This is a genomic window from Paraburkholderia acidipaludis NBRC 101816 (genome assembly GCF_000684975.1).
In the GTDB taxonomy this organism is placed as follows: domain Bacteria; phylum Pseudomonadota; class Gammaproteobacteria; order Burkholderiales; family Burkholderiaceae; genus Paraburkholderia; species Paraburkholderia acidipaludis.
In genome coordinates this window covers 53,726-73,398 of record NZ_BAXZ01000028.1, presented here as the reverse complement: position 1 = coordinate 73,398, position 19,673 = coordinate 53,726, and the positions used below count along the sequence as shown (strand labels likewise).

General features: G+C 64.8%; 21 protein-coding genes and 1 tRNA gene. 11 read left to right on the top strand and 11 right to left on the bottom strand.

Annotation, left to right across the window (positions count from 1 at the left end; translation table 11 throughout):
* Window positions 1-28: 28 nt before the first annotated feature.
* Entirely contained in the window at window positions 29-1,237 is a 1,209-nt protein-coding gene (locus BAC01S_RS26275; RefSeq protein WP_027797445.1) for an ABC transporter substrate-binding protein, read from the bottom strand.
* Between the two features lie 180 nt (window positions 1,238-1,417).
* Here BAC01S_RS26275 and BAC01S_RS26270 point away from each other — a divergent pair, with 180 nt between their 5' ends.
* Together BAC01S_RS26270 and BAC01S_RS26265 are read left to right on the top strand one after the other, a co-directional pair.
* Complete coding sequence (locus tag BAC01S_RS26270; RefSeq protein ID WP_027797444.1) at window positions 1,418-2,254, top strand: FadR/GntR family transcriptional regulator; 837 nt, start codon at window positions 1,418-1,420, stop codon at window positions 2,252-2,254.
* A 90-nt stretch (window positions 2,255-2,344) separates the two neighbouring features.
* Complete coding sequence (locus BAC01S_RS26265) at window positions 2,345-2,530, top strand: DUF3563 family protein (RefSeq protein ID WP_027797443.1); 186 nt, start codon at window positions 2,345-2,347, stop codon at window positions 2,528-2,530.
* A gap of 39 nt (window positions 2,531-2,569) precedes the next feature.
* Here the strand turns inward: BAC01S_RS26265 and BAC01S_RS32645 are convergent, their stop codons facing one another.
* The gene (locus tag BAC01S_RS32645; protein WP_245616683.1) at window positions 2,570-3,913 is read right to left on the bottom strand and encodes a sensor histidine kinase; all 1,344 of its coding nucleotides are present in this window, start codon (window positions 3,911-3,913) and stop codon (window positions 2,570-2,572) included.
* Between the two features lie 145 nt (window positions 3,914-4,058).
* Here BAC01S_RS32645 and BAC01S_RS32640 point away from each other — a divergent pair, with 145 nt between their 5' ends.
* The gene (locus BAC01S_RS32640) at window positions 4,059-4,757 is read left to right on the top strand and encodes a response regulator (RefSeq protein ID WP_043203750.1); all 699 of its coding nucleotides are present in this window, start codon (window positions 4,059-4,061) and stop codon (window positions 4,755-4,757) included.
* A 16-nt stretch (window positions 4,758-4,773) separates the two neighbouring features.
* On the opposite strand, the gene BAC01S_RS32635 is transcribed toward BAC01S_RS32640, so the two are convergent.
* Window positions 4,774-5,682: an amidohydrolase family protein gene (locus tag BAC01S_RS32635; protein WP_043203748.1), complete on the bottom strand. Its 909-nt coding sequence runs from the start codon at window positions 5,680-5,682 to the stop codon at window positions 4,774-4,776.
* Between the two features lie 260 nt (window positions 5,683-5,942).
* On the opposite strand from BAC01S_RS32635, the gene BAC01S_RS26245 reads away from it, so the two are divergent.
* Entirely contained in the window at window positions 5,943-6,236 is a 294-nt protein-coding gene (locus tag BAC01S_RS26245; RefSeq protein WP_027797442.1) for a YciI family protein, read from the top strand.
* A 24-nt stretch (window positions 6,237-6,260) separates the two neighbouring features.
* Here BAC01S_RS26245 and BAC01S_RS26240 read toward each other — a convergent pair whose 3' ends face one another.
* Together BAC01S_RS26240 and BAC01S_RS26235 are read right to left on the bottom strand one after the other, a co-directional pair.
* Entirely contained in the window at window positions 6,261-6,752 is a 492-nt protein-coding gene (locus BAC01S_RS26240; RefSeq protein ID WP_027797441.1) for a flavodoxin family protein, read from the bottom strand.
* Between the two features lie 80 nt (window positions 6,753-6,832).
* Window positions 6,833-7,963, bottom strand: coding sequence for an MBL fold metallo-hydrolase (locus tag BAC01S_RS26235; RefSeq protein WP_027797440.1), 1,131 nt, complete (start codon window positions 7,961-7,963; stop codon window positions 6,833-6,835).
* Between the two features lie 82 nt (window positions 7,964-8,045).
* Here BAC01S_RS26235 and BAC01S_RS26230 point away from each other — a divergent pair, with 82 nt between their 5' ends.
* Window positions 8,046-8,663, top strand: a complete 618-nt coding sequence (locus tag BAC01S_RS26230) for a TetR/AcrR family transcriptional regulator (RefSeq protein WP_027797439.1) — start codon at window positions 8,046-8,048, stop codon at window positions 8,661-8,663.
* A gap of 115 nt (window positions 8,664-8,778) precedes the next feature.
* Here BAC01S_RS26230 and BAC01S_RS26220 read toward each other — a convergent pair whose 3' ends face one another.
* Window positions 8,779-9,027 (bottom strand): hypothetical protein, encoded by a 249-nt coding sequence (locus BAC01S_RS26220; RefSeq protein ID WP_027797438.1) that lies wholly within the window; start codon window positions 9,025-9,027, stop codon window positions 8,779-8,781.
* 213 nt (window positions 9,028-9,240) lie between these two features.
* On the opposite strand from BAC01S_RS26220, the gene BAC01S_RS26215 reads away from it, so the two are divergent.
* The 3 genes from BAC01S_RS26215 to BAC01S_RS26205 all read left to right on the top strand — a co-directional run bounded on the left by BAC01S_RS26215 (window position 9,241) and on the right by BAC01S_RS26205 (window position 10,590).
* Window positions 9,241-9,564: a hypothetical protein gene (locus tag BAC01S_RS26215; RefSeq protein WP_027797437.1), complete on the top strand. Its 324-nt coding sequence runs from the start codon at window positions 9,241-9,243 to the stop codon at window positions 9,562-9,564.
* A gap of 80 nt (window positions 9,565-9,644) precedes the next feature.
* Window positions 9,645-10,007 carry a DUF2946 family protein gene (locus BAC01S_RS26210; RefSeq protein WP_027797436.1) on the top strand — a complete coding sequence of 121 codons (363 nt, stop codon included), beginning with the start codon at window positions 9,645-9,647 and terminating at the stop codon, window positions 10,005-10,007.
* A gap of 136 nt (window positions 10,008-10,143) precedes the next feature.
* Window positions 10,144-10,590, top strand: a complete 447-nt coding sequence (locus BAC01S_RS26205; RefSeq protein ID WP_027797435.1) for a copper chaperone PCu(A)C — start codon at window positions 10,144-10,146, stop codon at window positions 10,588-10,590.
* Here BAC01S_RS26205 and gcvA read toward each other — a convergent pair.
* Entirely contained in the window at window positions 10,532-11,518 is a 987-nt protein-coding gene (gcvA, locus tag BAC01S_RS32630; RefSeq protein WP_084168876.1) for a transcriptional regulator GcvA, read from the bottom strand. The two genes, BAC01S_RS26205 and gcvA, sit on opposite strands and share 59 nt — an antisense overlap.
* 117 nt (window positions 11,519-11,635) lie before the next feature.
* On the opposite strand from gcvA, the gene BAC01S_RS26195 reads away from it, so the two are divergent.
* The gene (locus tag BAC01S_RS26195) at window positions 11,636-12,475 is read left to right on the top strand and encodes an EamA family transporter (RefSeq protein WP_027797434.1); all 840 of its coding nucleotides are present in this window, start codon (window positions 11,636-11,638) and stop codon (window positions 12,473-12,475) included.
* 130 nt (window positions 12,476-12,605) lie between these two features.
* Window positions 12,606-12,690: transfer RNA gene (locus BAC01S_RS26190), tRNA-Leu, on the top strand.
* 409 nt (window positions 12,691-13,099) lie between these two features.
* Here the strand turns inward: BAC01S_RS26190 and BAC01S_RS26185 are convergent.
* The 3 genes from BAC01S_RS26185 to BAC01S_RS26175 form a co-directional block, all read right to left on the bottom strand.
* Complete coding sequence (locus tag BAC01S_RS26185; protein ID WP_027797433.1) at window positions 13,100-14,023, bottom strand: alpha/beta hydrolase; 924 nt, start codon at window positions 14,021-14,023, stop codon at window positions 13,100-13,102.
* Window positions 14,024-14,167: 144 nt separating this feature from the next.
* Complete coding sequence (locus BAC01S_RS26180; RefSeq protein ID WP_043203743.1) at window positions 14,168-15,238, bottom strand: porin; 1,071 nt, start codon at window positions 15,236-15,238, stop codon at window positions 14,168-14,170.
* 202 nt (window positions 15,239-15,440) lie between these two features.
* Complete coding sequence (locus BAC01S_RS26175; protein ID WP_043203741.1) at window positions 15,441-16,727, bottom strand: MFS transporter; 1,287 nt, start codon at window positions 16,725-16,727, stop codon at window positions 15,441-15,443.
* Between the two features lie 230 nt (window positions 16,728-16,957).
* On the opposite strand from BAC01S_RS26175, the gene BAC01S_RS26170 reads away from it, so the two are divergent.
* The gene (locus BAC01S_RS26170; protein ID WP_027797430.1) at window positions 16,958-17,431 is read left to right on the top strand and encodes a MarR family winged helix-turn-helix transcriptional regulator; all 474 of its coding nucleotides are present in this window, start codon (window positions 16,958-16,960) and stop codon (window positions 17,429-17,431) included.
* A gap of 54 nt (window positions 17,432-17,485) precedes the next feature.
* Here BAC01S_RS26170 and BAC01S_RS26165 read toward each other — a convergent pair whose 3' ends face one another.
* The gene (locus tag BAC01S_RS26165; protein ID WP_043203739.1) at window positions 17,486-19,663 is read right to left on the bottom strand and encodes an acetate--CoA ligase family protein; all 2,178 of its coding nucleotides are present in this window, start codon (window positions 19,661-19,663) and stop codon (window positions 17,486-17,488) included.
* Window positions 19,664-19,673: the final 10 nt, after the last annotated feature.

Genomic DNA, 19,673 nt, shown 5'->3' with positions numbered 1-19,673 from the left:
CGCCCTCGCGTAGAACGAGTCGCGCGGGTCAGGCCAGCTTGCAGCCGGTCTGCTCCACCGGCAGGAACGACTGGCCGGAACTGACGATATCGACGTAGTCGTCCTTGTCCTTCATTTTGCTCTTCGGCTTGCCCTTGAGCAGATAGTAGTTCTTGAGCACCTGATGATCGCCCTTGCGGATGACTTCGGGTCCGGTGAGGCCGTCGTACTTCATGCCTTCCATCGCGGCGATCACCTTCTTCGGGTCGGCGCTGCCGGCCTTCACCATGCCGTCCAGCAGGATCTTCGCGCAGATGTACGAGCCGGCAAGACTATAGTTGGGATTGGCCTGGAAGGCCTCGTTCGTGCGCTTGACGAGATCGCGGTTCAGCGGCGAGTCGATGGCATGCCAGTACTGCGCGCCGAAATAGACCCCGTCGCACAGGTCCGCGCCCAGCGCCTCGAACTGTTCGAGGCCCGAAGCCCACGCAAGGAGGATCGTGCAGTTGTTCTTCAGGCCGAAGCTCACGGCCTGGCGCAGCGTGTCCGACGACTGCGAGCCGAAGTTGAGAATCAGCAGCACGTCCGGCTTCGCCGCGACGGCATTCGTCAGATAGCCGCTGAACTCCTTTTCGGTGAGCGAGTGGTAGCTGTTGCCCACATGCTCGATGCCCTTTTCCTTGAAGACGTCTTTCGCAGCCGAAAGCAGCCCTTCGCCAAAGACGTATTGCGGCGTGATCGTGTACCAGCGCTTCGCCTTCGGCATCATCTGGATAAGCGGCCGCACGGTCTCGTTGATCGCGCCGAAGGTCGGCACCGACCAGCGGAACGTCGAACTGTTGCAGTCCTTACCGGTGATCTCGTCGGCGCCCGCCGTGGTGATGAACACGCCGCCCGCCTTGTCCACTTCCTTGCCCATTGCCAGCGCCTCGGAAGACAGGATGCCGCCCGCGAAGTAGCGCACGCCCTTCTGCTGCTCGATCTCCTGCACGCGGCGCACGGCGGTGGCGGGCTTGCCTTCGGTGTCGAGCGTCGTGTAGCTCACCGGCATGCCGAGCACCTTGCCGTACTGCTTGACCACGAGCTGCATGCCGAGGTCGGCGTATTTGCCGTTGGCCGCAAACGGCCCCGACATCGGCACGGGGCACGCAAGCTGCACGAGCCCTCCCTGCGCAAACGCCCGGCTGGACGACAGCGCGCCCAGCGCCCCCGGCACGGCCGACAGTGCGGCCAGTTTCAACAGTTCCCGGCGATTCAAGTTCATGCTCCTTTCAGGAAAAAAGCACACACGAGGCGACCGACTGCTTGATTCTATTTATCATGATAAATAGAATGAAACCGATCCTAGGTTTAATTAATTCGAGTGTCAATCCGCCAAAATACGGGGCTACGTCCGTGGCACGGAAGCGCCGCGGCGCACCTGCAGGGAGTCTGAAAGATGGGCATGGACCGCGTCAGATCGGGCAGCGCCGTCGAAATCAAGCAGCCGAAGCGCGGCGACCTCGTTGCCGAGGAAATCAAGCGGCTCATCACCGAAAAGGACCTGAAGCCCGGTGACCGGCTGCCGCGCGAAGCCGAGCTGCAGCAGCTCTATTCGGTCAGCAAGAGCACCATACGCGAAGCGCTGAAGTCACTCGAGGTGCAGGGCCTCATCAAGGTGAGCACCGGGCCGAGCGGAGGCGGCATGGTGGTCGAGGTGCCGCTCGACCGCACGCTGCAACTTCTGCAGAACTATCTTTTCTTCAAAGACGTCACGATCGACGACATCTACACCGTGCGCCAGCAGCTCGAACCCGAACTGGCGGCGGGCGCGGTGCCGCATCTGAGCGAGGCGGACTTCGCGGCGCTGGAGGCGAACATCGCCTGCTGCGACGGCACGGCCGGTGCGCACGATCGCGGGCATCTGCTGCGCCAGCGCCAGGAGGACACCACCTTCCACGACATACTCGCGGCGGCGAACCCGAACCCGTTCCTGCGCTTCGTCTGCGAACTGATCAACGAAATGATCCGGCAGCTCATCGAATTCCGCAACGACACGCCGCTCACCGAGCACCGTCGTTTTGGCGCCGCCAACGTCAAGATCCACCGCGAAATTCTGCAGGCTGCCCGCGAACGCGACGCCGAACGCGTGCGCGCGCTAATGATCGAGCACATGACCGAGGCCCCGAAGTACGTGAAGCGCATGAAAGGCAAGCTGCGCGGCCGGCTGATCCTCGATTCGGAAATGCGCAAGCGAATGCGCGCCATCGTGCCGGCGGCCGGCAAGGACGAGTGAGCGGGCTAACTTCGCGCTCACTCTGCGCGCCTACGATGCTTCTTGTCGAAGGGGCCGGTAATCCGCGCGGCCCCACGCAAGGAGCCGATCATGTTCGCAACCCTGGCCAGCAAGCTGGAAGCCTTCCTCACCACCGCCGAAAACCGCCATCGGGACACCTGGCTCGATACCTCCACGGATCTCGCCGATCTCGAGCGCCGCATGCGCTATTACGATTCGAATCACAACCCCTTCGGATGGCACGCGTCGAGCGGCCCGGCCGACTGGTGGCCCTGACTGGCGGCCCTGACTGGCGGCCCCGACTGACGGCACTGGTTAGCAGACCTGAATTCCAGCCTCCGCGCGCGGCCTGAGCAGCGGCAAGGTCACGACCGCGCGCAGACCGCTCCTGCCGTCCTTGCGATTGGCGAGCGTCACGCTGCCGCCATAGCGCACGACGATCGCACGCACGATTGCAAGCCCGAGCCCGCTGCCCTCCACGCTCTGGCTCACGCGAAAGAAGCGGTCGAACACGCGCGGCAGCAGTTCCTCGGGAATGCCGGGCCCCGTATCCGTCACCTCGATGCGCGCCACGCCCTCAGCCGCATGAACGTGCAGATCGACCGCGCCGCCCTCGGGCGTATAGCGCAACGCATTGCCCACCAGATTCTTCACGACCGCGCGCAAGTCGGATTCCGTCGCGCAGACCCTCGCCGACATCAGCTCTTCGCCGCCAATGTCGATGCGCCTTTGCGTCGCGATCGGCAACAGTTCCGAAACGACCGAGGACACCACCTCGGTCACTTCAAGGGCCGAAGGCGCCGTGGTCGAAATCTGCGCGTCGGCGCGCGCAAGCTGCAGGAGCTGCGAAACCAGCGTGCTCGTCCGCTCGATACCATGCCGCAGCGCCTGAAAGCGTTCGCGATTCTGCGGTGCGATGTCTCCCTGCAGATTGTCGGCCTGCAGTTTGAGCGCGGTGAGCGGCGTGCGCAGCTCGTGCGCCGCGTCGGAAATGAAATCGCGTTCGAGCCGCATCGATTCGTTGAGGCGCTCGATCATGCGATTGATCGAGCTGACGAACGGCTCCAGCTCCACGGGCAGCCCGGCCTCCGGCAACGCTTCGAGATTCGACGAATCGATGGCCTGCACGCGGCGGCCCAGCCTGCCGAGCACGCCGAACGCGCGGCGCACGCAGAAGTACACGGCAATCCACACCGCCGGTATCAGCACGAAAATCGGCATCAGCGCGCGTGCCGCGCTGGCCTCCGCCATGCGCTCGCGCACGGCAACGCGCTGCGCCACCTGGATAACTTCGTTGTACGTCACGAGCGTATAGACCCGCCAGGCCTCCCGGTTGACGATCTGATCCGAGAATCCGGTCGGCGAATCGCGGTTGAGCACGACAGCGCTGTCCGTCGTGCGCGCGGGCGATTTATGCTGGGCGGTCCAGACCAGCACCACGATATCGTCGGCGTTGCCCGAGCCTGCCGATTGATGCGGGATCGCGGCCTCGAACACGTCGCGAATGCGGCCCGCAACGTTTGATAACCGGCCGTCGAGCAGCGCGTTCACGCCGACGAGCGCAAGATGATAGGAGCTGATGCCCTGAACCGTCCCGAAGATCGACAGGAGAACGCCGAGCGAGACGATGAGCTGAGTGCTGAGAGACCTGGCTTTCACGAACATGGTGATCCGCCCCGCGGTGGCCCGCCTGGAAACGATGCCCTCGCCAACAATAGCAGATCGCCCTTGAAACAGAGGCCATTCGACGTGGCCGGGCTTACGTTGTCCTATACTTCTTTGTCACGCTCGCGGGCAGCTAACCATGCGTATCCTCATCGTCGAAGACGACATCGACATCGGCCAGGGTCTGATGCGCGCGTTGAAGGACGCGGGCTACAGCGTGGACTGGATACGCGACGGCGCCAGCGCGAAGGAGGCCATGCTCGGCAACGCCTACTCGATCGTGCTGCTCGACCTCGGCCTGCCAAGCTCGGACGGCATCGACGTGCTCGCGGCCGCCCGCGGTCGCGGCTGCACGACGCCGGTGCTGATCGTGACCGCGCGCGACGACATCGACACGCGCATACGCGGGCTCGATATCGGCGCGGACGATTACCTGCTCAAGCCCTTCAACACGTCCGAACTGCTGGCGCGCATCCGCGCCGTGGTGCGCCGCCACGCGGGCGCCGCCGTTTCGGTGCTCGGCGACGAAACGTTGAGCCTCAACCTCGACAAGCGCGAACTGAGCTTTCGCGGGCATCGCGACGTGTTGTCCGCCCGGGAATTCGCGTTGATGGCGGCATTGCTCGAACGCCCCGGCGTGATTCTGTCACGCTCGCAGCTCGAAGACCGCCTGTACGGCTGGGGCGAGGAAGTAGAGAGCAACGCCGTGGCGGTGCTGATCCATGGCGTGCGCAAGAAGTTCGGCCACGAGGTGATCCGCAACATCCGCGGCTTCGGCTGGACCATCGACATGCCCACGCGCGAGAGCGGCAGCACGCCGCCGGTAGCCGAAGCCTGAGCCGCGCCGGCGCGCGTCATGTCGGCCTGAACCAGCGGTTCGCGACGCCGAAGAACAACTCGTCGATCTCCGACTCCGAATAACCCGCCACGAGTTGCGCATAGCGCCCGTAAAGCTCTGTGAAGCCCATCGCCAGCCTGCCGATCGGCATGTGGCTGCCGAACATGCAGCGCGAGACGCCAATCGTTTCGATGGCCGTGCCGATCCACGGCGAGGCCTGCTCCACCGACCAGACGCAGCCGAAAATACATTCGAGCGCCGAAATATCGACGCAAATGTTGTCGCAGGCGGCCAGATCCTCGAGACTGCTTTTCCAGCGCCTGAAGCCATCCGCGCTCAAGTCGACGGGCCAGCCCATCAGCGCGACGGTGAAGCCGATCTCGGGATACGCGCGAACCACGCGAACGAGGTCCGGCAACTGATGCACGAACACTTCGAGCCCGCAGCGATAGCCGTAGCGCTGCACGAGCCGCACGCGGCTGCGCCAGGCGGGGTCGCGCAGCAGGTCCGGGCGCTTCGCGAAGCGGCGCAGCGGGTTGGCGTGGTCCCAGACCATGTGCTCGCGCACCGCGGTCAGGCGCGGCAGTTGCGCATAGCGCTCCAGCGTTTCTTCGAGATCGGGCGCGAGGAAGTCGACCTGGGCCACGAGCGCGTGACACAGCCCGCTTGCCGCCGCGAGACGCTGTGCCCACTCGACCTCCTTGCGCGGGTCGGACGAGAGAAACTCGTGCCACACGACGCCCTCGACGTTGTAGTCGCGGATATCGTCGAGGTAGTCGCTCGGCAGGTAGCGCCGCGGCAGACGCTCGTACTTGCCGACAAAGGCTTCATATCCCGGATCGGGATGTTCGAGAAAGGCGTGGCGGTTTTGTGTGTAGTCGTAGAAATGCAGATGGGCATCCACGATGCGCGATGGGATCTTCATAACTGTCCTGTCCGGGAAACATTGGGCTTCGCGGAGTGACAAGTCATGGCTGCACACCGCAGAACGCATTCTCGGGGCGGAAAATTAGACGTTGATTAGGCAGGCCGGGGGCGCGACGAACCGCGTGCATGCGGCAACTTTTATGTAAGCGGCACACGCAGCCGCGCACTCGCCGCTTCGCCTACAATCTCGCATCGCAGCGGCCGGCGCCCGTCGGGTTGCCGGCGCTTTTCATCGACCTTGCTCTGGAGTCCGAACCCATGTACGTGGTGTCACTGACCTACCGGGCCTCGCTCGACGCCATCGACGAAGCCCTCGAAGCCCACCGCCAGTTTCTCGACCAACACTTCGCGGCCGGCGTCTTCGTCGCGGCGGGACCGAAAGTGCCGCGCGAAGGCGGCGTGATACTCGCAACCGACATCGAACGCGAACGGCTCGACGCCATCCTGGCGAGCGACCCCTTCGCGGTTCGCGGCCTCGCCAGCTACGCCGTGACGGAATTCAAGGCGACGCGTATGGGGCCCGGCGTCAATCTGCATCCGCAGCCGGCCTGAGCGCGGACGGCACGCGTCGCGGCCTCAGAAGACACCCAGCGCGAGACCGGCCGCGAGGCCCGCGCCCAGTTCCGCGCAGCGCGCGAGTTCGTCCGCGCCAATGATCTTGGGGGCAAGTATCCGCTCGGGCGTCTGGGCATGCGTGCAAACGATCACGCCCGGCGCCACGCTTTTGAGCCGCCAGCCCGTGGCGATGCGATCGAGCTGGCGCAGCGCGTTTTGCCCATCGCTGCCCGCGCAGATCATGGCCGCGTAGGGGCGGCCGTTCAGGCGATCGAGCACGCCGTAATAACTACGGTCGAAGAAGTCCTTCATGATCCCCGACATCGCGGCCAGGTTTTCGGGCGTCGCGAACAGGTAGCCGTCCGCCGCGAGCAGGTCCGCGGGGCCGCTGGCGTGAGCGCGCTGCAGCCTGACCGTCACGCCGGCTTGCTCGCGCGCCGCCTGCGCGGCCGCCTCGGCCATCTGCTGCGTGCCGCCGGTCATCGAGTGATAGACGATGAGCAGCGTCTTCATGTGCGCTCTTCCATGATCGGGGCCGCGGCCATCGGGAATATCATCGGAAAGAGCCGATGATACCGCGCGCCCCGATACGCTCAGGGCGCGGACCGCTCCGCGCGCCGGCAGATCCATGAGCGGGCGGGCGCCTTCACCACAGTCCCGGCCGCCTCGGCAACCGGACGCCACCAGCTTTCGCCGCGATGGGGAGCATCCAGCGCGAGTCGCTCGCCCATGCGCGGTGTCGCGAGCGCAATGCCGCGCGCCGCCGCAAGTTCCGCGACGCGCTCGAACGGCTCCTGCCAGCGATGCATCGCCAGATCGAACGTGCCGTTGTGCACCGGCATCAGCCAGCGCCCGCGCAGATCGACGTGCGCCTGCACGGTCTCCTCGGGCTGCATATGCACATAAGGCCATTGCGCGTCGTATGCGCCCGTCTCCAGCATCGCCACGTCGAACGGCCCGAAGCGTTCGCCGATCTCGCGGAAACCCTCGAAGTACCCCGTGTCGCCGCTGAAGAACACGCGCAGGTCGCGCTCGACGATGACCCACGAGGCCCACAGCGTGCTATTGCCGTCGAGCAGGCTGCGCCCCGAAAAATGCTGCGCGGGGGTAGCCGTGAACGTCACGCCGTCCACCTCGGCCCCCTCCCACCAGTCGAACTGGCGCACCTTCGCGGCATCGACGCCCCACTCGATCAGACGGTCGCCAACGCCGAGCGGCGTGAGAAAGACACCTGTCGTCGCAGCCAGCGCGCACACGGTTTCGCGGTCCAGATGATCGTAGTGGTCGTGCGAGAGAATCACGCCGCGCAACGGCGGCAGCGCGTCGAGCGCGATGGGCGGCGCGTGAAAGCGCTTCGGGCCGAAATGGCGGAACGGCGACGCGCGCTCCGCGAAGACCGGATCGGTCAGCCAGAATTGCCCGCGCAGCTTGAGCAACAACGTTGAATGGCCGAGCCGGTAAAGGCTGCGATCCGGCGCGGCGTCGAGCTGCTCGCGCGTCAGGCGCTCCACCGGCAACGCACCGGCCGGCACCGTGCCGCGCGGCTTGTTGAACAACAGGTTCCAGGCGATGCTCAGGCCCTTGCCGGCCGGCTCGACCGGGCGCGGCCTGACGTTGCGAAAACGTGTGCCGTCGTGCTGCGGGGAGGCGCCGAAGCGGGCGCGGGAGTGTTCGGCCGTGTCGAGGCCGAGGGTACGGCGAAGCAATGCGGTGAGCGAGGCCATGAGAGGAGACCGGCAGAAAAGGTACACCGCCCAGTGTAGTTTATTTTCGAGAAAAGTAAACTCCCCAGTGTAAAATACCCGCATGGAATCCAGCGCCAAACCTGAACGCCTGACCGACCGGAAACGCAACGCCATTGTCGGCGCGGCGATCGAGGAATTTCTCGCGGCCGGCTTCGAGGCGACCAGCATGGACCGCATCGCGGCCCGCGCCTGCGTTTCCAAGCGCACGGTCTACAACCACTTTCCGGGCAAGGAGGCGCTCTTCGAAGCCATCCTGCTGCAGCTCTGGAATGCGAGCGAATCCTCGGACGCGTCGGGCTGGCGCGCCGACGAACCGCTGCGCCCGCAGCTCGTCGCGCTGCTCATGCGCAAGCTGCGCCTCCTGAACGACGAGTCGTTTCTCGCGCTCGCGCGCGTGGCGATTGCAGCGGGCATGAACACGCCGGAGCGCGCGAGCGCGATGGTGGCCCGTCTTGGCGAGCGCGAGGAAGACCTGACGATATGGATCCGCACGGCGGCGGCGGCCGGCCGGCTGAATACCGCGGATCCGCTGTTCGCCTCGAAGCAGCTGCAAGGCCTCGTGAAGGCGTTCGCCTTCTGGCCGCAGGTGACGATGGGGCAGGCGCCGCTCGGCAAGAGCGAGCAGAAGAAAGTGGCGGAATCGGCCGCCGATATGTTTCTCGCGCATTACGCAACGTGACGCAGCACGAGGCGATGGGGCGAGATCGCCCCTTCGGCGACCGCCTCAGGCCCGGACCGCGCGCGCAGCGCATCGCGCATCGGCTGCGCTCAGGCGCGCTCGTCCGGTGTCGTCATCATGCGCCTTGTTCGCGCAGCGAAGCCGCCAGCATGGCATGGCTCGCATATGCGAGGCTGCCCAGCACCTGGCTGCCGTCGTCACGCGCCGCATCCTCCTTCGAAAAGGATCTGTCGCTGTACGCAATGACCTTGAATCCGCTCCCCAATGCGCGCGGAACGGTAATACCCCAATGCCAGCCGCCGTCCTGCTCGAATACGTGCAAAACCGGATCGGCGTGAAACTCCGCAATCTGTGCTGTCGTCATGGCGCATCCTCCCGTCATGGCACGACTGCGTTCGCATCGGCACGAACGCCTCTACCCAGTCTAGTCGAATCTCGCTGCATTGCAACATGACGGGCGTTGTAAATATGTCGAATCGACATTCGACATAATTTTGAAAAATAGCGGTGTCTGAACAAGATATGCGAGGATAAAAACAGGGCATCGGAACGGAATGCCGGGATTCGCGGGGGTTTCATGAATAACCAATCGCTCATCTGGGCGGCGGTACCGCACAACAGCGACGGTGTCGTATTTCAGGCCCGTATTCTCCACGGCCTGCAACGCTTCCATATGTCTCGGCGCGTATTGGAGGAAGTGTTCGGCCTCGAGCGCAAAGCGTCGGATGCGCGGCAGCTGGAAATCTTTTATGCGCGCCTTCCCGAGATTTTGTCCCAGGCACGTGACAAACGTGCGATTGCGGGGCCGGATACCGTTGCGCTTTTGTCCGCCGATTTTCCGACGTGCAGCAAAACATCTCGCAGCGCGCACCCCGACGCCTACACGCGCCGCCTGCAGTAGACCCAACCGCAGGTGACGCCGCATGTGACCCATGTCGAGCGCCGGTGATAGACTGGCGCGCAAACTTTCGATCTCCCGACATGTTCGTTCACGCCCGCAAGCACCTGATCGCATGGCCCGGCCTCGTCGCCATGTGGCTCATCGTGCTCGCGCCGCTCGTCAGTCATATCGTGGCGGTTCACCGCGACGGAGTGACGGAAGGCGTGCTGTGTTCGGCCGCGCAACCGCCCGCAAGCGGCGCGCGACACGATCATGGCGTGGGCTTCGCCGCGTGTGGATATTGCAGTCTGCTCGCCGATCACGCCGCCATGCCGCCCATGCAGGCGGCGCTCCCCGCGCTGTTCGTCACCGGCGCTCCCGCCGTCATGGCGCTCTCGTTGCGGCACATCCCGTTCGGGCCGTTCCCTTGCGCGCGGCCGCGCGCCCCTCCGCCGCAATCCTGACCCGGTCTGCCAGCAGCGCGCGGCCTTGTCGTCGCGGCGCTGCACATCGCACTTTCGGCATTGCGTTCGACGCTGCGCGTCGAATCGACTGCCGGCACCCCCTATTGGCTTTCAAACCAGAACAGGAGAATTCTCCATGCGCTGCACCCTTCGCCATATCGCCCTCGCCTTGCCGCTCGCCGTCGCCTCGCTGTCCGCGTTCGCGGCGTCGCCGGGTTCGATGATGGTGTCCGACTGCTGGATCCGTTCGATGCCGGGCGACACGCCTTCCGGCGGCTACTTCAAGCTCGTGAACATGAGCGGCAAGTCCGTCGATCTCGTGGGCGTCAGTACCGAGGCGTTCGGCATGGCCATGCTGCATCAGACGCAAAGCAGCGGCAGCACCTCGAAGATGGTCATGGTCGACAAGGCCACCGTGCCGGCCAACGGCACGCTCGCCTTCGCGCCGGGCGGCTACCACGTGATGTTCGAGCACGCGAAGAAGCCGCTCACGATCGGCTCGACGGTTCCCGTGACTTTCAAGTTCAGCGACGGCGAGAACGTGGAGTCGCAATGCGCCGTGAAGAACGCGGCAGGCCTGTAAGGCCGGCCGCCTGGTCCTCCGACGCCTGCGTGAGCGGCGTCGGGCGGGCGCCCTCGCGCTCGAGCCACGAGCAGAAATGCTGAACCAGTTCGTCCTCGGCCCTGCCTTCCGGAACATACATGAAGTAGCTCCGCGACGGCAGGCAAGGTCCCGCGAACGGCGTTACAAGCCTGCCTGTGGCCAGATCGTCCACGATGAGCGCCGTCGGGCCCATCGCAACGCCTACGCCGTCGATCGCGGCCTGCACGGTCAGATAGAAGTGGTCGAAGGTCAGGTTCGAGGCGGGCACAAGCGCGGGATGGTCCGCCTTCGCGAGCCACTCGGGCCATAACCGCGGCAGGCTCGCCGTATGCAGCAAGATATGGCGCTGCAGATCGTTCGTTCTACGAAGCGGCAGTCGCTTCAATAACGCCGGACTGCAGACCGGAATCCGTTCCTCGTGCAGGAAAGGCCGCGTGGAATAGCCGTAGAACGTGTCCGGCCCGCCGCGGATGATCACATCCCACGCATCGTTCAGGCTCTCCACCGATTCGCTCGAGGTCTGCACCCGCACATCCACGCCGGGATGGTCGGAGAGAAACATCGCGAGTCTCGGCACCAGCCAGCGCAACGCGAAAGTCGCGACCGCGTTCACCGTGAGCGTGCGGGTGACGGCCGCCGGAGTTCCGTATCTCGCCGTTGCCTCGGCAAGCTGCCCGAACAGCGGGCCGATTTCCTCGAGATACCCCCTGGCCGCGGGTGTGAGCGCCACACGCCGGTGATGCCGCTCGAACAACGGCGCACCGAGCCAGTCTTCGAGCAGGCGCACATGCTGGCTCACGGCGCCTTGCGTCACATGCAGTTCCGCCGCGGCTTCCTTGAAACTGCCAAGCCGGCCCGCTGCCTCGAAAGCGCGCAGCGCGTTCAGCGGCGGCAATACTCTCTTCATTCCCCACCTCAGTTGGACTTCGTTCACGATAGTTTATTTAATGCGAGCGCCCAATTTATCTGGTTTGCCGCACCGGCACAAGGCCGATATCCTGACTGCAACCGTTGGAGTCCATTCATGTCCACTGCCGTCATGGCAATCGTGCTGTTGGCCGCATTCCTTCATGCGGGCTGGAATGCCCTCGTGAAATCCAGTCCCGACACATTTCTCGACATCGTCTTCGTGACCGGCAGCGCGGCCGTCATCAGCGGTATCGTCCTGCCGTTTCTTCCGTTGCCGCACAGCGATAGCTGGCCGTACATCGCGGCCTCCGCCGCAATCCATGTCGTCTATTTCGTGCTGATCGGCGCGGCGTATCGCAGCGGCGACATGGCGCACGCCTACCCGCTCATGCGCGGCACGCCGCCGCTCTTCGTCGCGCTGGCCAGCGGCCCGATCATCGGCGAGCGGCTCACCGCCGGAGAATGGAGCGGCATCCTGCTGATATGCGGCGGCATACTCGGCCTTCTGCTGGCGAGCCCCTCCAGCGGCGTCAACACGCGAAGCACCCAGTTCGCACTGCTGAATGCTGTCGCGATCATGTCTTATACGCTCGTCGACGGCACCGGAGTACGCATCTCGGGCAGTCCGGCGGCTTACACGATGTGGGTATTCGCGATCACCGCCTTGCCGATACTCGGGTGGACTGCCATGCATCGGCGCGGCGCCATACGAAGTTATCTGTGCGCTCGCGGACACCTTGCCCTGGTGGGCGGCGCCTGCACCCTTGGTGCCTATACGCTGGTCCTCTGGGCAATGACTCGCGCGCCCATTGCCATGGTGGCGGCGCTGCGCGAGACGGCCATCCTGTTCGGCGCCGCGATTTCGGCCTTTGTCCTGAAGGAGCCGCGCAACCATGGGCGCTCCGCCGCCGCGCTCCTGATCCTTGTCGGCGTGATGACGCTCAGGCTGAGCTGAACACGTTGCCGCAACTCGTCCATCCAGACGCGCTTCGCACGGGGTTTTCAAAGCGTGAGCGGGCTGGATCGAGTGTCGCGCGCGAGGTATTCACAAAAGCTCGATGGGCCGCTACAATGGCGCCCCTCAAGCCCAGGTGGCGAAATTGGTAGACGCACTATCTTGAGGGGGTAGCGCCGCGAGGCGTGTGGGTTCAAATCCCGCCCTGGGCACCAAGACAATACAGAAAAATCAAAGGTCTGGACACACCTCGTTTGCCGTCGGATACCTGTGCGCGATTCGCGTTTTCTCCGCAATATCCTTCACATCGATCATGGAAACCCGCACACCGGCAAGTGCGCCGTTCGCTACCGGCAACACCTCGATTGATGCATCGGCATTGAACCGGCACTTCGAATGCGACGACGTACACGCCCATGCGCGATATATGGACGGCCAGGCTGTCCAGCTGGGCCAGCTCTCGCCTGGCCGGTTTCGCGGCACGACAACCGTGTGCGCGCTTTCGTTCAGTGTTCCGCTGGAGACCGCAGGCACGGGTTACTGCGGCGACAGGCAACTCGTAGAGAGGGCCGTCGTCCTCGGGCCAGGTCTCTTCCACGAACAGACTGCCGACTGCCGCGCATGTCAGCGGGTGAGAACCTGGTTCAGATACGCGCCTGCTTCCTCGATCGCCTCGACCGCAGCCGGCAGCACCCCCGCCATCTCGACGAAACCGTGCACCATGCCTGGCACTTCGATGTAATTCACCTGGACGCCCGCCGCCCGCAATGCCTCGCAATAGAGCCGGCCGTCGTCGCGCAGCACGTCGCATTCGGCCGTGATGATCAGCGCCGGCGGCAGATCGTGAAGATCCGGCTCCCGCAACGGCGACAGCCGGGTGTCATGGGTATCGAATCCGTCCGTGAACGGACTGGATAGCACGTGCATCAATTCCAGTGTCAGCGGCGGTATCGCCCCGTTCTCGTACCTCGACGGAAAATCCGCAGCAGCCGGCGACAGATCGGTGGACGGATAGAACAATACCTGCGCGCACAACGGCACCTCGCCACGCAAACGCCGGGTTGCCACCGCCGCCATGCTTGCGCCTGCACTGTCTCCGGCCACGGCAATCCGTGCGGGGTCGAGCCCAAGCGCCTGCGCATGGTTCGCCAGCCAGCGAATCGCCGCCAGCACGTCTTCCGGTCCGGCTGGCGCGGGGTGTTCCGGCGCGAGGCGATACCCTACGCCGACCACGGCACAGCCGGCAGCGCGCGCGAGGCGCCTGCAAATCTTGTCGTGGCTGTCCAGATCGCCGAGCGTCCAACCGCCGCCATGCAGATAAACGATGACGCCATGCGGGCCGGCCCCGATCTGATCCGGCAAGTACAAGCGCAGCGGGATCGGTCCCGCCGGCCCCTGCGCCTGCAGCTCGCGCACCTCCCGTAGCGGCATGGATTCGCCACCCAGCCGCGCGCCGATCTGCTTGTAGGCCAGGCGTCGTTGCGCGAGGGGCAACGATTCGAGGGGCGGTTCGCCGCTCGCGGCAATCGCCGTCAGCAACTCGCGCACGTCGGGCGCAAGGCGAAGCGGATTGAATGGTGCAGCTTGCATGTACTGTCTCCGATACTCGAATAGTGAACCCGCAAAAAGAAGGGAATGCCGGGCACGGAGCGCTCGCGAGGCAAGGCGACGCAAGCGCCCCTGAGACGTCGTTTAGAAACGCGTCTGCATGCCGATCCGGCCGACGAATTGCGACGGGCTGCTCGACGCCACCATGACGTCGTCGATCAATGCCGTCGCGCCCTCGTTCGTGCGCTGATAGACACCCGCCACATAAACGCTGGTTCGCTTCGAGAGCGTGTACGTCAGCATGGCGGTCAACTGATGCGCGTGATTGTTGTCGACGACGTCGTTGCCCTTCATGTACATATACGCGCCGCTCAACGCCCACTGCGGCGCCATCTGCCACAGGGCGCCCAGTTCGGTCTGCCAGACCTCGGCACCGTTCAGCTCGTTGCGCACGGCCGTGTAGAGCGCGGTCGCGGTCATGGGGCCCATGCGATAACGGGCGCCGACACCCCAGTTGCGCACGCTGTCCTGCACGCCGCCAACGTCGGTTTTCACTTGCGTATAGGCCGCATTGGCCCCAAACCCGCCGTTCAGGTAGTTGATGCCGGCGCTCACTGCGCTGTCCGAACCGAACGATCCCGGCACGCCACCCAAGCCGTACATCGCGCCGGCGGAAAAGCCGTAAAAGTTGGAGCTGACGTACTTCACCGAGTTGCTGACGGCTACGCCCGCCATACGGTCCCAGTCGAATGCGCCTGTGGGGTTGTCCGGCAGCGCAAGCTTCGCAAACGGTCCATTCGGAAAGTCGTAGATACCCAGCGCGTAGATGGAACCGTCGTCCAGGAACAGCGAGTCGAACATGAAATCGAACTGGTTGCCGAACGTCAGGCGGCCCCAGCGATCGTCGTCGAGACCGACAAGCGCGGTGCGGCTGAAGAGGCTCTCGTCCGGCATGAACGAGCCCGTGGCCATCTCGAACTGGTTCGTGAGCTCGAAGACCGCGTGCAGACCGCCGCCCAGGTCTTCCTTGCCGCTGAAGGTCAGCATGTTCGGTACGGCAACACCGTCGTCGAACTTGAAAACGCGACCACCGGCTTCATTGCTGACATAAGACACACCTGCGTCCAGCAGGCCGCTGATCGTGACACTGCTTTGCGCATAGGCGTGACACGTGAACAACAGACCCGCGGCAATACAAACGGCTCGACTTCTCATTGACTGTCTCCTGGTTTTGGTATGAATTGCTCTATATGGCGTCGTCGGCGGCGTACGGTCGGTGGATCGACACGAATGCACGAAGCGAGCGCCGCCCGCTGGCGTCATGGCCAGCCGGTGTGACAATGGATTCGGGTATCTGCGATCTACCTGCGTGACGAACCACGCAGGCTGAGGAAGCACAACAACAGGCAGGCAGGTTTCAGGCAATGTCCTCGGGTATGCCCATCGAGGCACGCGACTCGACGGAACCGCGCCTGCGCGGCGAAGTCTCGACGAGGAACAGCGACACGACACCGCCCACGACCAGGCCGCCAAGCGCGAGAGTCAGCGTGGAGGCAAGGCCGAAGTGCTGCGCAACGAAGCCGGCCACCGCGGGTGCAAGGCCGCCGCCGAAGATTTCGCCGGCGCCCGAGACGAAGCCGACGGAAGACGCTACCAGGCCTGCCGGTGCCGCCTCGGTCGCGATCGGACCGCTCAGGAGTCCGAGCAAACCCAGCGCGAACACCGAAACGCCGAAGAGGAGCGCGAACAGAAGTTGCGGATTCGGGCCGGTTCCGGAAAACAGATACAGCAGCACGGCTGCGCCGGCAAACGCGATCAGCGCGGCGTTGCGCCGGCCAATGAAATCCGACACGCCCGCCACCCCGAACGACCCCACGAACCCGCCGAAGCCGATTGCCGAAACGACGAAGCCCATCTCCTGGGTATCGAGATGCAGCACCTCGACGAGATAGGTCGGCACCATCGCACTGACCACAAAAATGCCGGCCATCGCGCACAGTATCGCCAACGTCGCGAGCCACACGTTGCGGCTGCCAAAGAGCGCGCTCCAGCGCGGCTGGCCGGCGACCGCTCGCGGCGTGGGCAGTTCGCTTTGCGGCTTGTCGCGCAGCGTACGGGCAATCAGCAGCGCCACGATCAGGCCCGGTACGGCCGACACGGTAAACACCCAATGCCACGACGGCAGGACGCGCAGCAGTTGCGTCGCCAGAATCGGCGCGAATCCGAGGCCCAGCAGCGAGAACATGCTCAACTGCAGGCCCTGGTTGAAGCCGCGCCGGGACGGCAGCGAAGCCTCGCCGGTCGCCGCGACGCTGGCCGGCGTAAATGCCCCTTCCGCCACGCCCATCACCGCCCGGATCAGCATCAGGCTCGCAAAGCCGGTGGCGAGACCGGAAAGGCTCGACAGCAGCGAAAACGCGACCATCGTGACCACCAGAATGCGCTTGCGGCCGATCCGGTCGGACACTGGCCCCATCGCTATCGCCCATACGCCCCAGGCGACGCTCAGGATGCCGATCAGGCTGCCGAGCTGCTGAAAATTCAGGTTCAGGTCGCGCATCATGTGCGGAAACAAGGGCGCCACAATCCAGCGGTCCAGCCCGACCAGACCGAAGCCCAGCCCGAGCAGGATCAGCGTTTTTATTTCGTATACCGAATCATGTTTCCCGCTAGTTCCCGAATCGTGAGGCGATGATGCATGCATGAGTTGTCTCCTGGCGCTGATGGTAATGAGTCTCGGAATTTTAATTATCGTGTATATTTGTTATAGATAATAAGTTGTTTACGCGAAAACGCAAGAATCCAGAATTAGGGGAAAACGCTGAATGTCCGACAGCGCCGGCACAACCCCGGCCCCTTGCCGTTCTGAGGACGGCTATCAATCGTCACGTGCTATGATTTCCTGCAACCGCCTTACCGCCTCGCTCCACGAACATGCCGACCAAGCCCGCCTCTCTTAACATCGACGATGAACTTTCCGCTCAGGTGGATCAGTCGGAACTGCTGGGTCTTCTCGGATACAACGTTCGGCGTGCCTACCTCGTAATCCAGACGCACTTCGACGCGCAGATGGAAAAGCTCGATCTGCGCCAGGCCGATTTCGCGGTGCTGTCCATGCTGCGAAGCAATCCGGGTATCAACCAGAAGGCACTGGCGGAGGCGCTGGCGATCGCACCGCCCAACCTGGCCACGCTGCTGGACCGCCTGGAGTCGAGCGGCTTGCTGGGACGACAGCGCAGCACCGACGACAAGCGCATCCAGTTGGTCTCGCTCACGCCGCAAGGCGTGAAGCTTCACACGCAAGCCCTGAAGGCCGCGCAGAAAGCCGACGAAGCCGCGCTTCACCAGCTCTCCGCGGGCGAGCGCGAACAGCTGAAGCGCCTTCTGTCGAAAATCTTTGCCGGCTGAGAGAACCGGGCGGTACGGCGGGGACGACGCGGCGTCCCCGCCGGATCAGGACAATCAGCCGGCCTTCTGCTGCGCCTCGATCAGCATCAGCGCATCGAGCGCCAGCACACCCTGCCCGCTCGGGTAGACGACAACCGGATTCAGGTCGATCTCGCGAATGCCCGGCTCCGATTGCAGCAGCGCGCCGAGGCGCACGACCACGTCCGCGAGCGCCTGCACATCCAGCGCAGGCGCACCGCGATAGCCGTGCAGCAGCGGCGCGCCCTTGAGGCGGCCGATCTCTCGCGCCACCGCATCTCTCGAGAGATCGTGAGGCAGCAGCCGGACGTCGCGCGTGACCTCCGCGGTCACGCCGCCGAAGCCGACCAGGATGACCGGCCCCCACTGCGGATCGTTGCGCGCCCCGACGATCATCTCGAGACCGCGCGCGCCCATGGCTTCGATCAGCACGCCGTCGAGCCTTGTTGCCGGCGCGTGCCGCCTGATGTTGCCGTCAAGCTGCGTCCACGCTGCCTGCAGCGACTCGGGCCCATCGACGCCGAGCACCACGCCGCCCACGTCGCTCTTGTGACTGAGCTCGGCCGCCTGAGCCTTGAGCGCAACCGGATAGCCAATGCGCTGCGCGATCGTCAACGCCGAATCGAAGCCGGTGGCCAGCTCGCCGCGTGCGAACGGAATGCCGAGCGGCGCAAGCAGGTGCTTCGCGCGGTACTCGGGCACGACGCCGCTTTGGCGCGGCACATCGGCCGCGACCGGCTCGAATGCAGCTTCGGAGAAGTCCCGCGCAGCGGTATCGCTGAGCCGCGCGATGGCCCGCAGGGCGCGTTCCGTGCTGGGGAAATACGGAATGCCCAGTTCGCGCATTTGCTCGAGATAACCAGGCGGCACCTCCGCACCTTCGTCGAGCCCCGCGCAGATCACCGGCTTTTGCGGCCGTAGCTCCTGGACCGCGCGCAATACCGGCGGCATCTTGATCGCGCAGGTGACCGGATCGGTCTGGATCAGGCCGACGACGACGGCCGAGAATCGCTCGTCGTCGAATAGCGCCGAGAGCGTGCGGTAATACAGCTCGGGATCGACGAGCCCCTGAGCGGTCAGATCGAGCGGATTGGACACGGGGACGAACGAAGGCATGGCGGCGCGTAGCGCGGGCGCATTGCCGTCGTCGATGGCCGGCAGTTCCAGACCGAGCTCCTCGCAGATATCGAGGCACAGCGCCTTGAACGCACCGGATTCCCCCAAGATTGCCGTTCCGCGTGCGGGCAGGCGTGCGCAGCGCAGGCCGATCTCGGCGATATCGCCCAGTTCTTCCAGGCTCTGCGCCATCACGACGCCTGCGCGCTCGACCTTGGTGCGCATCACCGCGTAATCGCCCGCCATCGCCCCGGTGTGCGTGGCCGCCGAAGCACGCGCCGCGGCACTCTTGCCGGGATGCAGCAGCACCAGCAGCTTGCCCGCGCGGCGCGCACGCCGTGCCGCATCCAGCAGCCGGCGCGGCTGCCGGAACTGCTCGGCAATCATGGCAACCACGCGCGTGCCTGGATCCTCCAGCAGAAACTCCAGGTAGTCCTCAAGATGGCTGGCCGCCTCGTTGCCTGTCGATACCGCGTACGAGAGGGGAAGATCGCGGCTCGCCAGCGTCGTGTTGAGCACGGCCATCATGGCCCCGCTCTGCGACAGGATGCCGATTGCAGGCTGGCTGCGGCTGCGCTGGGCCTGCATCGTGCTCACGCTCGTTTCGATGAACGTGAGCGGCACGCGGTCCCGATAGTTGATGCAGCCGAGGCAATTCGGCCCTTCGACGATCATGCCGGTTTCAGCGGCAATCCTCGCGATCTCGCGCTGCTGCGCGATGCCCTCCGGCCCCGCCTCGGCGAAACCGGCCGAAAAGATCACGACGGCCCCTACGTTGCGCGCCGCCAGTTGACGCACGGCATCGAGCACGGCCTGCTGCGGAATCGCCAGCACGGCGACGTCCACGCCCGACGGCAACTGCTCGATCGACTTCACGCAGGGGCGGCCATGAATCTCGTCGCGCTTCGGATTGACGAGGTAGATTTGCCCCCCGTACTGGTTGCGCTCGAGATTGGCCAGCACCGATGCGCCGAGCGCACCCGGTGTCGGCGAAGCGCCGACGATGGCGATCGACGCGGGCCGCAGCAGGCGCGCCACGGCCTCGCTGCTCACCCCTGGCCGCGCCACGGGCGGGTTTGCGGATTGGGTCCAGTCCATATTGGCGGGC

What these genes read in the sequence shown, in the direction of transcription:
- BAC01S_RS26270 (WP_027797444.1), top strand. Translation starts at nt 1,418, where the DNA reads ATGGGCATGGACCGCGTCAGATCGGGCAGCGCCGTCGAAATCAAGCAG.
- BAC01S_RS26210 (WP_027797436.1), top strand. Translation starts at nt 9,645, where the DNA reads ATGTTCGTTCACGCCCGCAAGCACCTGATCGCATGGCCCGGCCTCGTC.
- BAC01S_RS26235 (WP_027797440.1), bottom strand. Translation starts at nt 7,963, where the DNA reads ATGGCCTCGCTCACCGCATTGCTTCGCCGTACCCTCGGCCTCGACACG.
- BAC01S_RS26265 (WP_027797443.1), top strand. Translation starts at nt 2,345, where the DNA reads ATGTTCGCAACCCTGGCCAGCAAGCTGGAAGCCTTCCTCACCACCGCC.
- BAC01S_RS26245 (WP_027797442.1), top strand. Translation starts at nt 5,943, where the DNA reads ATGTACGTGGTGTCACTGACCTACCGGGCCTCGCTCGACGCCATCGAC.
- BAC01S_RS26175 (WP_043203741.1), bottom strand. Translation starts at nt 16,727, where the DNA reads ATGCATGCATCATCGCCTCACGATTCGGGAACTAGCGGGAAACATGAT.
- BAC01S_RS32635 (WP_043203748.1), bottom strand. Translation starts at nt 5,682, where the DNA reads ATGAAGATCCCATCGCGCATCGTGGATGCCCATCTGCATTTCTACGAC.
- BAC01S_RS26180 (WP_043203743.1), bottom strand. Translation starts at nt 15,238, where the DNA reads ATGAGAAGTCGAGCCGTTTGTATTGCCGCGGGTCTGTTGTTCACGTGT.
- BAC01S_RS26215 (WP_027797437.1), top strand. Translation starts at nt 9,241, where the DNA reads ATGAATAACCAATCGCTCATCTGGGCGGCGGTACCGCACAACAGCGAC.
- BAC01S_RS26170 (WP_027797430.1), top strand. Translation starts at nt 16,958, where the DNA reads ATGCCGACCAAGCCCGCCTCTCTTAACATCGACGATGAACTTTCCGCT.
- BAC01S_RS26230 (WP_027797439.1), top strand. Translation starts at nt 8,046, where the DNA reads ATGGAATCCAGCGCCAAACCTGAACGCCTGACCGACCGGAAACGCAAC.
- BAC01S_RS26220 (WP_027797438.1), bottom strand. Translation starts at nt 9,027, where the DNA reads ATGACGACAGCACAGATTGCGGAGTTTCACGCCGATCCGGTTTTGCAC.
- BAC01S_RS26240 (WP_027797441.1), bottom strand. Translation starts at nt 6,752, where the DNA reads ATGAAGACGCTGCTCATCGTCTATCACTCGATGACCGGCGGCACGCAG.
- BAC01S_RS26165 (WP_043203739.1), bottom strand. Translation starts at nt 19,663, where the DNA reads ATGGACTGGACCCAATCCGCAAACCCGCCCGTGGCGCGGCCAGGGGTG.
- BAC01S_RS26195 (WP_027797434.1), top strand. Translation starts at nt 11,636, where the DNA reads ATGTCCACTGCCGTCATGGCAATCGTGCTGTTGGCCGCATTCCTTCAT.
- BAC01S_RS26205 (WP_027797435.1), top strand. Translation starts at nt 10,144, where the DNA reads ATGCGCTGCACCCTTCGCCATATCGCCCTCGCCTTGCCGCTCGCCGTC.
- gcvA (WP_084168876.1), bottom strand. Translation starts at nt 11,518, where the DNA reads ATGAAGAGAGTATTGCCGCCGCTGAACGCGCTGCGCGCTTTCGAGGCA.
- BAC01S_RS32640 (WP_043203750.1), top strand. Translation starts at nt 4,059, where the DNA reads ATGCGTATCCTCATCGTCGAAGACGACATCGACATCGGCCAGGGTCTG.